The organism is Mixta theicola (assembly GCF_002895925.1).
GTDB lineage: Bacteria > Pseudomonadota > Gammaproteobacteria > Enterobacterales > Enterobacteriaceae > Mixta > Mixta theicola.
In genome coordinates, this window is the sequence record NZ_NWUO01000001.1 from 394,553 (window position 1) to 408,050 (window position 13,498).

Consider the following 13,498-nt stretch of genomic DNA (forward strand, 5'->3'; position numbering starts at 1 on the left):
CCTGATTTTAATAGCAATAAAAACGGACGCGATTAAAAAACAGACAACAAACCACACTATTTACAACCGCTAAACAACGGAAATATCAGCCCTATCCTCTACGTTTTACAACAAAGCCAGAGAAATAAATTAAAAATAATTAAACATCCAGCTTATCATCCCTGATTTATTCTTTGTATTGTGATCGTTATCACCTGACAGAACTCTCCTGGCACTTTTAACTTATTTAGATGGTGGTAGAGTGTGCCGCGAAAATGGAAAATTCCAATATTCATTCTGATTACCGACGGCGGAAATTTAGCAGGCTTTAACTGAGCGCTGACGGTTTTATATTCATACGTTATTCATGGAGATGGTAATGGCTTCACAGCAAACCGCAATCCAGAACGGGCAGGCGGCAACACGCGTTAGCACCTGGCGTAAAACCGATACCATGTGGATGTTAGGACTTTACGGCACGGCCATTGGCGCAGGCGTACTGTTTTTACCGATCAACGCCGGCATCGGTGGGCTGATCCCGCTGATTATTATGGCCCTGCTGGCCTTTCCGATGACCTATTATGCGCACCGTGGCCTGTGCCGCTTTGTGCTCTCCGGCAGCAAACCGGGCGAAGATATTACCGAAGTAGTGGAAGAACATTTCGGCGTTGGCGCAGGTAAAATCATCACCCTGCTCTATTTTTTCGCGATTTATCCTATCCTGCTGGTTTACAGCGTGGCGATCACCAATACGGTGGAAAGCTTCCTCACCCACCAGCTGCATATGCAGGCACCGCCGCGCGCGCTGCTGGCGCTGCTGCTGATTGTTGGCCTGATGATGATCGTGCGCTTTGGTAAAGAGGCGATCGTGAAGACCATGAGCCTGCTGGTGTTTCCGTTTGTGGCGGTGCTGATGCTGCTGGCGCTGTGGCTGATCCCTAACTGGACTACGGCGATTTTCCAGCACGCCTCGTTAAGCGGCAGCGGTAACGGCCTGATGCTGACCCTGTGGCTGGCGCTGCCGGTGATGGTTTTCTCTTTTAACCATTCGCCGATCATTTCCGCCTTCGCGGTAGCCAAACGTCAGGAATATGGCGAAGAGGCTGAAGCAAAATGCTCACGCATCCTGGCGCTCAGCCATATCATGATGGTGCTGACGGTCATGTTTTTCGTCTTCAGCTGCGTGCTGTCGCTGTCGCCAGCCAACCTGGCGGAAGCCAAAGCGCAAAATATCTCGATTCTTTCCTATCTGGCCAACCACTTTAATACGCCGATGATGGCGTGGATGGCGCCGATTGTGGCTATCGTCGCGATCACTAAATCGTTTCTTGGCCACTATCTTGGCGCGCGCGAAGGCTTTAATGGTCTGATTATCAAATCGTTGCGCGGACGCGGCAAAAGCATGGACGAGAAAAAGCTGAACCGCTTTACCGCCCTGTTTATGCTGCTGACCACCTGGCTGGTCGCTACCTGGAACCCCAGCATCCTCGGCATGATTGAAACGCTGGGCGGCCCGATTATTGCGGTGCTGCTGTTCCTGATGCCGATGTACGCCATCAATAAAGTTCCGGCGATGCGTCGCTACAGCGGTGCGCTGAGCAATATCTTTGTGGCACTCATCGGGTTGATTTCCATTTCCGCTATCGTCTTTTCCCTGCTGGGCTAATCTGCAATCAAGGCCAGCAAACCGCTGGCCTCAGCTATTCCCTAAACTCAGGGTGCGGGCGGTCCAAACCAATCGGTGCCTGCGCGGGAAGTCCAGTCCGATCGTAAAGACGCAAAAAGCGTCATCCCTGACAGCTCGGCCCGCGCCTTCCCTGCGCGGGACGCTTTACTCTTCTGCCCGGGCTTCCCGCACTTCAGGTTGAGCGATAATTTGTGGCAAACCGCTGGCCTCACTGCCTCTGTGCGCCTACGAGAGCCACTGACCAAACCAGCCGTTCAGCTTCATCATAATAAAATCAAACATCCGGCTGAAGAAACTGCCCTCCTGTACCGGCTCCAGCACTACCAACGGCCGTTGCGCAATAGTTTTCCCGTCCAGCTGAAAGCTAATCGTCCCCACCGGCTGATACTTTTTCAGCGGCGCCTGCAGCTGCGGCGAACTGAGGGTAAAACTGGCCTTCAGATTTTTCATCTGCCCTTTCGGGATGGTCAGGGCGGCATCTTTCGCCACGCCAAGCGAGACCTCATTGCGATCGCCAAACCAAACGCGCTGCTGGGTAAAAGACGCATCGGCCTTCAGCGGCGTAACCGTTTCATAAAAACGGAAGCCCCACGTCAGCAGCTTTTCGCTTTCACGGAAGCGGATGCTGTCGGTCTCTGCGCCCAGCACTACTGAGATCAGGCGCATATTCCCTTCGGTTGCCGAGGCCACCAGATTATTGCCCGCACCTGAGGTGTGGCCGGTTTTAATCCCGTCCACGTTCAGATTGCTGCTCCACAGCAGGCGGTTGCGGTTGCGCTGGGTAATATTATTAAAGGTAAACGACTTCTCTTTATTCAGCGCGTACTCTTCCGGCACGTCGCGGATCAGCGCCTGACCGAGCAGCGCCATATCGCGCGCGGTGCTGTACTGCCCCTGCGCATCCAGCCCGTGAACGGTTTTGAAATGGGTATTTTTCAGCCCCAGCGCATTGGCGTAATTATTCATCAGCCCGACAAAGGCATCCTGACTGCCCGCCACGTAATCGGCCAGCGCAATACTGGCATCGTTACCTGACTGAATCACTATGCCTTTATTCAGCTCCGATACCGGAATGCGGTCGCCGGGCTTGAGAAACATCAGCGAGGAGCCCTGGAGAATGGGATTGCCGGTCGCCCAGGCATCGTGGCCCACGGTAACCATATCGTCGCGGGTGATTTTGCCGCTTTTTAGCGCCTGACCAATCACATAGCTGGACATGATTTTTGTCAGGCTGGCGGGATCGAGACGCCGATCGGCCTCGGCCTCCGCCAGCACATGACCGCTGGCGTAATCCATCAGCACCCAGGCTTTGGCGTCAATTTGCGGCGCGGCGGGCGCCTCTACAGCATTAACAGCAACGGGAAGCAGCAGCAGCGTGCCGCATAACGCCAGCGAACCAACGCCGGCGTGAAGGCGCAATTTTTTCATATTGGAATCAGATAACCCGTGGAAAAAGCATAAGTTTCATAAAGATAAGAAAAGCAGCGTCCTACGCTAACCTGTCGGCGCACTGATTAAAATGGCTGCTTCGTAAAGTTTATTAGAGTTTATTAGATAAATCTTAGCCTGCGCCTTAACCCAAATCATAGAGAGGGCGGCTGATTCTGATTTTGCATAAATCAATTAAGACGATCACAAAACTCCGCTAATCTGAATAAATCCGTTCCGAGGAGAATCACCATGGATTTAGCGCTTTTCGATCTTGATGAAACGCTGATTTGTGCAGACAGCAACAGCCTGTGGATGCGCTGGCTGGTATCGCAGGGCTACGCGCCGGAGACGTTAATCGCCGAGGAACAGGCGTTAATGGCGCAGTATCGTCAGGGAGAGATCTCGCTGGAAGCCTATATGAACAGGACGCTGGCGCCGCTGGCCGGTATGGCTACCCTGACGGTCAGCGGCTGGGTGCGCCGTTTTATTCAGCGCGATATTGTGCCGCGCGTCTATCCTGCCGCCCGCAAACAACTTGCCTGGCATCAGCAGCGCGGCGACACCATTATGCTGATTTCCGCCGGGGGCGATCACCTGTTAACGCCTATTGCGCAACGGCTTGGCCTGCACGGCGCGCTGGCGGTTAGCGTGGAAATTATTAACGATCGCTACAGCGGTCAGCCGTGTAGTCCCGTAAGCGGGCAAGCGGGCAAAGCGACGCATCTCGCCGACTGGCAGTCGCTGCAGCAGGAAAAACGTTTTCACCATACCTGGGCCTACAGCGATTCAATTACGGATTTACCGCTGCTGGCACAGGCGGATCACGCCTGCGTAATCAATCCTGATACCCAGCTGCTGCAGGAAGCGCGGCAGCGCGGCTGGGAAGTTTCCCACTGGGTGAAATAATCCGCTTGCCTGAGCCCGCCAGCATGGGCTCAGGCTGGCCCGTCGCAGCCCGGCTCAGGGCTGCAGACCCACTTTCAGCAGTTTACCGTTGTGTTCATCCGTCAGCACATACAGATAACCGTCCGGCCCCTGGCGCACATCACGAATTCGCTCGCCGCGATCCTGCAACAGTCGCTCTTCCTTAATCACCTTATCGCCGTTAAGACTCAGGCGAATCAGACTCTTCTCCTTCAGCGCGCCGATAAACAGCGAGTTTTTCCACGGCTGAAAACGTGCGCTGTTATAAAAGGCCATGCCGCTGATAGCGGGTGAGTTTTTCCACCAGTAAACCGGCTGTTCAGTACCCGGCACTTCGCCGCCCTTCGACTCCGGCACCTTGCCGCCGCTATAGTCGATGCCCCAGGTTGCCAGCGGCCAGCCGTAGTTTTTTCCTTGCTGCGGAATATTGACCTCATCGCCGCCGCGTGGCCCATGCTCGCTCTCCCATATTTGCTGCGTCCAGGGATTAAGCGCCAGCCCCTGCGGATTGCGCAGGCCATAGGCCCAAATCTCCGGGCGCGCATTTTGACGTTTGATAAAAGGGTTATCCTCCGGCACCGAGCCATCGCTTTTCAGACGCACCAGCTTGCCCTGCAGCTTATCCAGATCCTGCGCGGTAGCGCTCTGGAAGTTATCGCCAAAGGCGATCCACAGATAGCCCTGGCGATCGAAGGCGAGACGAGTACCAAGATTAGCGCCGCCGGAAAGCTTCGGCTGCTGGCGCAGCACCACCCTGAAATCCGCCAGCCGCCGCCCGTCTTCGCTCAGCCTGCCGTAACCCACCGCCGCCCCGGCACGGCCATTTTTATCCGCTTCGCTATAGCTGAGCCAGACGCGGCGGCTTTGCGTAAAATCAGGCGCCAGCGCGACATCCAGCAGGCCGCCCTGACGCTGATGCCACACCTCCGGCACGCCCTCAATGGGCTGCGACAGCCCTTTGTCCGGCTGCCACAGGCGCAGCGCACCCGCCCGCTCGGTAAGCAAAATCGTTTTATTATCCGGTAAGAAAGCCAGTGACCAGGGATGATCGAGCTTATCCTGCAGCTGCTGCACCGTAACCTGCGCCGCCAGCAGCGGGGCTGAAAACAGCAGCGCCCCGCTTAATGCCAGAGAAATTAATGAACGAGACATCACACACTCCTTCAGCAAACACAGAGTAAATGTAGCAGTAAGCAGCAGGTTACGCGGCCAGGCGCGTGGGTGAATGTTTTAAGCCGTCAGGTGGATAAGCCAGGCAAGGCGCTTTTCCCCTGCTTTTGTGATTTTTTTCACGCTTTCGCGCTTAAAAGCGCTAAAAACTTGCCCAAAGTACAAAGCAAACTAATATTTTAACAGGCGTTAATATTTAATTTCCCTGGTGTTTGGCCCGTCCTGTTGGCGGGCTTTTTTTTATCGCTTACGCCGCCGAATTAACCTTACAGCCAACTGTTTTATTCCTGCTCAGCGGCTAAATCGGTACTGACACGCAATTTATACAAATCGATCGTTTTATCCCGGATTACATTCATCTTCGCTTCAGCCGCCACCAGCGGCCATATCGTACCCTGCTGCTGCTGATAATAAGCGGAGATCGCCGCATTATAGCCGTCGCGATACTGCAACCAGCTACGCTGCGCGGCGGTTATTTTTTGCCTGACGCTTTTCGGCTGCCCTTTAAGCAGCAGCTGATACTGCTTATTCAACTCGCTATCCCACTGCTGAATCGCGCTGCTGTAGCACTGCGCATTATCAATGGTGCTGTTTGCATGCTGCTTGCATCCCTGCAGCTGCTTATCAATATTCGCACCCGGCAGCGCCGCCAGGCCGACGGCGGGCAACGTCAGCGACAGCAGCAATAACGCGGTTAACTTCATTTATCGACCTTAATAGTTCGACGCCATCGGGCAGCTCAGCTGCCGACGACGGGTTGATTATTCAAAGGGGAAACGGATCCCCCAGCGCTGACGAATATCGGTCATCAGCGCCACGACATCATTAGTCAGATAATGCAGCGGGTTCGCGCCCTCGGCGGCATATTTTTCCAGCGCCAGGATTTCATACTGCAGCGCGCGGTCGGTTTCTCCCGCTTCGATGGTTTCGGTGGCGCCGTCCGCCCAGCTTAGCTGCGCCCGCTGCGCGCGTGGGAAATCATCAACGGTAATAAAGCCCCGTTCGCAGGCGACGATGCCGCGCTTCGGCATTTTGGCGCGAAACGCCAGCGAGATGGCGGCCATTTCATTTTGGGTGTTTTGCAGCAGAATGCCGCACTGCTCGTCCACGCCGGAGCTGAATTTACTGACCGTGGTAAACAGCTGGTTCGGCTGCTCGCTCATAAAGAAGCGGGCAAACGAGAGCGCGTAGGTGCCAATATCCAGCAGCGCGCCGCCTGCCAGCGCCGGATTAAAGAAGCGGTTGTTGAGATCGGCCTCTTTGACGGTGCCAAAAGAAACCTGAATCATTTTCAGCTTGCCCAGCTTTCCGCTCTCGATCAGCCTCTTCAGCTGATGAAACAGCGGCATATGAAACAGCGTCATCGCCTCGGCCACGATCAGTTTCTTCTCTGCCGCCAGGCGGTTAATCGCATTCAGCTCGCTGCTGCTGACGGTAATCGCCTTTTCCACCAGCAGATGCTTGCCCTGCTCCAGCGCCTGTTTCATCCAGCTGAAATGGCTGGCGTGCGGCGTAGAGATATAAACCGCATCAATTTGCGGATCGGCCAGCAGCTGAGGAATATCATCAAATACCCGTTCAATACCGTAGCGTTGCGCAAACGCCTCGCCTTTTTCACGGCTTCTGGCGCCCACCGCGTATATTTTTCTGCCCAGCGCGCCCTGAGCGGCGGCAAACTGTTGCGCAATCGCGCCCGGTCCAATAATTGCCCACGTTAACGGCTTCATTTTTTCTTCCTTTTCGCTCTCTGAAGGGTAAGTGTAGACAGCGAAAGGCGCGACGGGTGAATCTGCCCGTCGCGGGTGGTTTTCAGCCTTGCAGTTTCGGATCCAGCGCATCGCGCAGGCCGTCGCCCAGCAGATTAAAGGCCAGCACCGTCAGAAAGATCGCCAGGCTGGGGAAGATCGCCACGTGCGGCGCCATGACCATATCCGCCCGCGCCTCGTTGAGCATCGCGCCCCACTCCGGCGTTGGCGGCTGAGCGCCCAGTCCCAGAAACGACAGGCTGGCGGCGGTAATAATCGAGGTGCCGATGCGCATGGTGAAATAGACCACAATCGACGAGACCGTACCGGGCAGAATATGGCGCACGATCAGGGTCCAGTCCGATGCGCCAATGCTGCGCGCCGACTCAATAAAGGTTTGATGCTTCAGTACCAGCGTATTGCCGCGCACCAGACGGGCAAAGGCGGGAACGCTGAAAATCGCCACCGCCACGATAACGTTGGCGATACCGCTGCCCATGATCGCCACCACCGCAATCGCCAGCAAAATGCCCGGAAAGGCAAACAGCACATCGCAGATACGCATAATAATGCGGTCCCACCAGCCCTCGTAGTAACCGGCCAGCAGGCCGAGCGCGGTGCCCATCGCCCCGCCGATAGCGACGGAGAAAAAGCCCGCCAGCAGCGAAATGCGGGTGCCTGCCAGTACCCGGCTAAAAATATCGCGGCCGAGGGAATCCACGCCAAACCAGTGCATGGCGGAAGGGCCTTCCGTCAGCCGGTCATAGTCGAAGTAATTTTCGGCATCAAAGGGCGCAATCCACGGCGCGAACGCCGCCAGCGCAATCAGCAGCAGCACAAAAATGCCGGCCGCCAGCGCCACATGCTGACGACGAAAACGCCGCCAGAATTCGCGCCACGGCGTACGCACCCGATCGCTGTGTTGCAGGGGCATCGCTTTCAGAGCTGCCTCTCGTCGCCAGTTTTTCATCGCAGCTCCTTATTGGTAACGTATCGTCGGGTTAATGGCGGCATACAGCATATCCACGACCAGGTTGATCAGGATAAATTCCAGCGAAAACAGCAGCACTTCCGCCTGGATTACCGGGTAGTCGCGCATCTCCACCGAATCCACCAGCAGGCGTCCCAGGCCTGGCCAGTTAAATACCACTTCCACCACAATCGAGCCGCCCAGCAGAAAGCCAAACTGCAAGCCCATCATGGTGACCACCGGGATCATGGCGTTGCGCAGGCCATGCCTGACTAAAACCTGCGATTCGCTCACCCCTTTGGCGCGAGCGGTGCGCATATAGTCTTCCTGCATCACCTCAATAAAAGAGGCGCGGGTAAAGCGCGCCATAATTGCCGCCACCGCCGCGCCCAGCGTAATTGACGGCAAAATATAGTGCCGCCAGCTCTCGGCGCCGACGGTCGGCAGCCAGCCCAGCTCCACGGAAAAGATCTGCATCAGCAGCATACCGAGCGCAAAGGCGGGAAAAGAGATACCCGATACCGCCAGCGTCATGCCAAGGCGATCCGGCCAGCGATTACGCCAGACGGCGGAGACAATGCCGATCGCCATACCAAAAATCACCGACCAGACCATGCTGGTCAGCGTCAGCCACAGCGTAGGCAGAAAGCGCGAGGCGATCTCCTGCGATACCGGCCTTTTCGACACCATTGAAGTGCCAAAATCCCCGCGCAGCGCGTTAGCCATAAAATGCAGGAACTGCTGCGGCAGCGGCTTATCCAGCCCCAAATCCTGACGTACCAGCTCAACGACGCGGGCATCCGCCTCGTGCCCGGCCACCAGCCGCGCCGGATCGCCCGGCAGTAAATGAACAAACAGAAAGACCAGCACCGCCACGATCAGCAGCGTGGGAATTAACCCCAGCAGGCGTTTAAGGAAATAGTTCAGCATGCGTTTCCCTGCGCCGCAGACGCCAGCCTCAGCGGCTGGCGGCGCGGACATTACTTCAGATCGGCTTCATCAAAATTAAATGAGGTATCGGGCATCATGTAAAAACCGCTCAGCGATTTGGTATGGGCCGAAACCAGTTTTTCCACCACCAGCGGCGCCCAGGGGCGATCGTTCCAGATACGATCCTGCGCATCTTTGTACAGCTGCGCTTTTTTCGCCTTGTCGGTGGTTTTCAGCGCGTCGTTCAGATCCTTATCCACCTGTTTATTGCTGTAAAACGCGGTGTTAAAGATAGCCGGCGGCCAGGAAGCGGTAGCAAACAGCGGCGTCAGCGCCCAGTCAGCTTCGCCGGTCGAGGCGGACCAGCCGGTATAGAACATGCGCACGCCGCTCTCTTTTTGTCCTTTCCCTTCCACTTCCGCCGCACGCTGGCCGGCATCCATCGCCGTAACCTTCACTTTAATGCCGACCTGCGCCAGCTGCTGCTGGGTGAACTGCAACACCTTCTGCGCGGTGCTGTGGTTATGGGAAGACCAGAGCGTGGTGCTGAAACCGTCAGGGAAGCCCGCCTCTTTCAGCAGCTGGCGCGCTTTCGCCGGGTTATATTCAATCGCCGGATAGCTTTGCGCATAGGCGATGGACGGCGGCACGATGCCGGTAGCAGGCGTGGCATAACCGGCAAAGGCGACTTTACTCAGCGCCTGACGGTTAATCGCATAGTTAATCGCCTCGCGCACTTTCGGATTATCAAACGGCTTCTGCGTCACGTTAAAGCTGATATAGCGCTGCATAATCGATGGCGCGCTGACTAAATCGAGCTTGCTGTTTTTCTCCAGCAGCTTCGCCTGCTCATAGGGGATCGGGAAGGCAAAGTTGGCCTCGCCGGTTTGCAGCATCGCGGCGCGGGTATTGTTATCAACAATCGGGCGCCAGGTAATGCTGTCGAGCTTCGGATAGCCCGGCTTCCAGTAGCCGTCCCACTTTTTCACCTTCACAAAATCGGTCTGGTTCCAGGTCACGAACTGATAAGGCCCGGTTCCTACCGGATGGAAGCCGATCTCTTTGCCATATTTTTTCAGCGCGGTGGGAGAAATCATCGCCGCCGCCGGATGGGCCAGAATATTGATAAAGGCGGAGAACGGCTGCTTCAGGGTGATTTTCACCGTGGTGGGATCGATAGCTTCGGTGGTGGCGATATATTTAAACAGGTTATAGCGCTTCAGGTGGTTATCTTCATCGCTGGCGCGATCGAGATTCACCTTCACCGCCTCGGCGTTAAAATCGGTGCCGTCCTGAAACTTAATGCCGGAGCGCAGCTTAATGGTCCAGGTCAGGCCGTCGGGGCTGGCCTGATAGCTTTCCGCCAGCACGTTCACCAGCTTCATATCCTTATCAAAACCGAACAGCCCCTGATAAAAGGATTTCGCTACCGCCTGCGACAGCGTGTCGTTGGCGTCATACGGGTCGAGCGTGGTGAAGTTAGAGCCTACGGCGATCACCGCATCCTTTGCTGCCCAGCCAGGCACAGCGGCAAAACTGCTAAGCAGGCCGGCGGTTAACAGCCATCTGCGGGTCATATGTTTGGTCATATTGCTTATTCTCCTTAGTCCCTTCCGGGTTATGCAAAAGCCGGGCCGTCAGGCGCCGCTGATGGTATGCCGGGCCACGTAATGACCTGCCCCGACCTGAATTAACGGCGCAACGGCTGGCTCATCGCCGGGCGTGCGCAGCGGGCTGGGCAATTCATCCACCAGCAGCGCCCGCTCGCGGCGGCGGCGGCCGGGATCGGCAACCGGCACCGCTGACATCAGCTTGCGCGTATAGGGATGCTGGGGATGTTCAAATACCGCCTGCCGCGGGCCGATTTCCACAATCTGCCCCAGGCACATCACCGCCACGCGATGGCTGATGCGTTCCACCACCGCCATATCGTGAGAAATAAACAGAAAGGCGATGCCAAATTCGCGCTGCAGGTCGAGCATCAGGTTGATAATCTGCGCCTGAATCGAGACGTCCAGCGCCGAAACCGATTCATCGGCGATCACCACTTTCGGATTCAGCGCCAGCGCGCGGGCAATACAGATACGCTGGCGCTGGCCGCCGGAAAACTCATGAGGATAGCGCCGGGCATGTTCCGGCAGCAGCCCGACTTTTTCCAGCAGCCAGGCGACGCGTTTTTCCGCCCCGGCGCGCGACATTACCTTATGGATCAGCAGCGGCTCCATAATGGAAAAGCCGATGGTCAGACGCGGATCGAGCGAGGCGTAAGGGTCCTGAAAGATAAACTGAATATCCCGCCGCAGGTGCGCCAGCTGATGCGGCTTCAGCCGATCGATACGCTGGCCGTTAAAGGTAATGCTGCCGCCCTGGCTTTCTACCAGCCGCAGCAGCGAGCGGCCGGTGGTCGATTTACCGCAGCCCGACTCTCCCACCAGCGCCAGCGTTTCACCGGCGTGCAGGTCAAAGCTAACCTTCTCTACCGCATGCACCCGCCACTTAACGCGGTTCAACAGGCCGGCACGAATATCAAAACGCGTCACTAAATCACGCACTTCCAGGATCGGCGCCTCATGGTGCTTTACCGTATCCTCCAGCGCGTCGGTGCTCTCCTGCTCGCCCGGCAGCGGAAATTTGCGCGGCAGGGGCTGACCGTGCATGGCGCCAAGGCGCGGCACCGCCGCCAGCAGCGCACGGGTATACGCCTGCTGCGGCGCACGAAACAGCGTGGCGGTATCGGCGCTTTCCACCACTTCGCCGCGGTACATCACCTGCACCCGATCGGCCATTTCCGCCACCACACCCATATCATGGGTAATAAAAATCACTCCCATCGCCATCTCTTTTTGCAGCACGCGGATCAGCTGCAAAATCTGCGCCTGGATAGTGACATCCAGCGCGGTGGTGGGCTCGTCGGCAATCAGCAGCGCCGGACGGCAGGAGAGCGCCATCGCAATCATCACGCGCTGGCGCATGCCGCCGGAAAGCTGATGGGGATAGCGCGTCATCACGTTTTGCGCTTCGGGAATCCGCACCAGATCGAGCATCCGCCGCGCCTCCGCCAGGGCCTGCTGATGGCTTTTGCCCTGATGAAGCCGCACGGACTCGGCGATCTGCTCGCCGACCGGAAAGACCGGATTCAGCGAGGTCATCGGCTCCTGAAAGATCATCGCCATATCCGCGCCGCGAATGGTGCGCATCTGCGACTGACGCAGCTGCGCCAGATCCACCAGCGAATTATCGCGCCGCCGCAGCCACAGCTCACCGTTATCCAGACGGCCGCCGCTCTGTTCAATCAGGCGCATCAGCGCCAGCGAAGTGACCGATTTTCCCGAACCGGACTCACCAACCAGCGCCAGGGTTTCACCGCGCCGCACCTCCAGCGACAGCTGGCGCACCGCCTGAGTGACCTGGCCCTGCTGGTTAAAGCTGACGCTAAGATTACGTACTGCCAGCACGCTCTCTTCGGCCAGCGGTAAAGAGGAAGGCTGTTGCATGCTGGCTCCTTAAGCTTGCCGGTAAATCTCTGTCACCGGCGTTTCATCCACATAACCGTAGCCGCGATACATGCCTTCGGTATTGAACGGCAGGGCGATATTTCCCGCGGCGTCAATGGCAATCAGCCCGCCGCTGCCGCCCAGCGCCGGGATTTTATCGAAAATAACGCGCTCGCTGGCCTGCTGCAGGCTAAGCCCGCCGTACTCCATCAGCGCAGCGACGTCGCAGGCCGCCAGCGTGCGTATAAAAACTTCGCCTGTGCCGGTACAGGAAACCGCCACGCGGCGGTTGCTGAAGCAGCCCGCACCCGGCAGCGGCGAATCGCCAATGCGCCCGACCCGTTTATTGGTCATGCCGCCGGTTGAGGTCGCGGCGGCCAGGTTGCCCGCGCTGTCGCAGGCCACCGCGCCAACCGTGCCCAGCTTACGATCACTATCCAGCGGCGCCGTTACCTGCGCCGCGCCATCATGATCCAGCAGCGTTTGCTGGCTGGCGCGCGCGCGCTGCAGCTGCTGCCAGCGTTCGTCGGTTGAGAAGAAATCCGCCGCGACCGGCGTCAGGCCCTGCTCCTGGGCAAACTGCTCCGCTCCGCTGCCGCACAGCAGCACGTGCGGGCTCTGTTCCAGCACCGCGCGGGCCGCCAGGATCGGGTTGCGAATATGCGCCACGCCAGCGACCGCGCCGGCATCCTGCGTGCGCCCGTCCATAATGCAGGCGTCTAGCTCATGCGTGCCCTGGTGGGTAAATACGCTGCCCTTTCCGGCATTAAACAGCGGGCACTCTTCCAGCAGGCGCACCGCTTCGGTAACCGCATCTAACGCGCTGCCGCCAGCGGCGAGAATCGCCTGTCCGCTGGCGACAATATCGCCCAGCGCCTTCAGATAACGCTGCTCCTGCTCCGCGCTCAGCGCCGCACGTGCCATCGCGCCCGCGCCGCCGTGAATGGCAATGGCTGCTCTGCCCATCATTATTTTCCCTGTGTTCTGAATCCGCCGGAAACGGCTGAATGGATGTGATGTTATGATTTTTCGGCAAATTTTGACTATAGGTAGCGGCAGGGACGATGTAAAGCATAAAGCAAGATAAGGTTTAATAACAAAGCGTTATATATCATAACTAAAAGTACAACATTAGCCTCAGGTGCGCTGGCAGGGTGATCGTTACGTC

11 protein-coding genes are annotated in these 13,498 nt (G+C 57.3%); 2 read left to right on the forward strand and 9 right to left on the reverse strand.

Going from position 1 to position 13,498, the window contains the following annotated elements; all coding sequences use genetic code 11:
* Positions 1-358: 358 nt before the first annotated feature.
* Complete coding sequence (locus tag COO59_RS01860) at positions 359-1,645, forward strand: HAAAP family serine/threonine permease (protein WP_103058126.1); 1,287 nt, start codon at positions 359-361, stop codon at positions 1,643-1,645.
* Between the two features lie 246 nt (positions 1,646-1,891).
* Here COO59_RS01860 and COO59_RS01865 read toward each other — a convergent pair whose 3' ends face one another.
* Complete coding sequence (locus COO59_RS01865; RefSeq protein WP_103058127.1) at positions 1,892-3,094, reverse strand: serine hydrolase; 1,203 nt, start codon at positions 3,092-3,094, stop codon at positions 1,892-1,894.
* Between the two features lie 252 nt (positions 3,095-3,346).
* Between COO59_RS01865 and COO59_RS01870 the strand changes: the two genes are divergently transcribed.
* Entirely contained in the window at positions 3,347-4,003 is a 657-nt protein-coding gene (locus COO59_RS01870; RefSeq protein WP_103058128.1) for an HAD family hydrolase, read from the forward strand.
* 54 nt (positions 4,004-4,057) lie between these two features.
* Here COO59_RS01870 and COO59_RS01875 read toward each other — a convergent pair whose 3' ends face one another.
* From COO59_RS01875 to COO59_RS01910, 8 genes are all read right to left on the reverse strand, one after another.
* Entirely contained in the window at positions 4,058-5,173 is a 1,116-nt protein-coding gene (locus tag COO59_RS01875) for a PQQ-dependent sugar dehydrogenase (protein WP_103058129.1), read from the reverse strand.
* A 299-nt stretch (positions 5,174-5,472) separates the two neighbouring features.
* Complete coding sequence (locus COO59_RS01880) at positions 5,473-5,895, reverse strand: lysozyme inhibitor LprI family protein (protein WP_103058130.1); 423 nt, start codon at positions 5,893-5,895, stop codon at positions 5,473-5,475.
* Positions 5,896-5,952: 57 nt separating this feature from the next.
* Entirely contained in the window at positions 5,953-6,918 is a 966-nt protein-coding gene (locus tag COO59_RS01885; protein WP_103058131.1) for a Gfo/Idh/MocA family protein, read from the reverse strand.
* Positions 6,919-7,000: 82 nt separating this feature from the next.
* Positions 7,001-7,906, reverse strand: a complete 906-nt coding sequence (gene gsiD / locus COO59_RS01890; protein WP_103058132.1) for a glutathione ABC transporter permease GsiD — start codon at positions 7,904-7,906, stop codon at positions 7,001-7,003.
* Positions 7,907-7,915: 9 nt separating this feature from the next.
* Positions 7,916-8,836, reverse strand: coding sequence for a glutathione ABC transporter permease GsiC (gene gsiC / locus COO59_RS01895; protein WP_103058267.1), 921 nt, complete (start codon positions 8,834-8,836; stop codon positions 7,916-7,918).
* Between the two features lie 50 nt (positions 8,837-8,886).
* The gene (gene gsiB / locus COO59_RS01900; protein ID WP_103058133.1) at positions 8,887-10,425 is read right to left on the reverse strand and encodes a glutathione ABC transporter substrate-binding protein GsiB; all 1,539 of its coding nucleotides are present in this window, start codon (positions 10,423-10,425) and stop codon (positions 8,887-8,889) included.
* A gap of 48 nt (positions 10,426-10,473) precedes the next feature.
* Positions 10,474-12,330 (reverse strand): glutathione ABC transporter ATP-binding protein GsiA, encoded by a 1,857-nt coding sequence (gene gsiA, locus COO59_RS01905; RefSeq protein ID WP_103058134.1) that lies wholly within the window; start codon positions 12,328-12,330, stop codon positions 10,474-10,476.
* 9 nt (positions 12,331-12,339) lie between these two features.
* Positions 12,340-13,296 (reverse strand): isoaspartyl peptidase/L-asparaginase, encoded by a 957-nt coding sequence (locus COO59_RS01910; protein ID WP_103058268.1) that lies wholly within the window; start codon positions 13,294-13,296, stop codon positions 12,340-12,342.
* Positions 13,297-13,498: the final 202 nt, after the last annotated feature.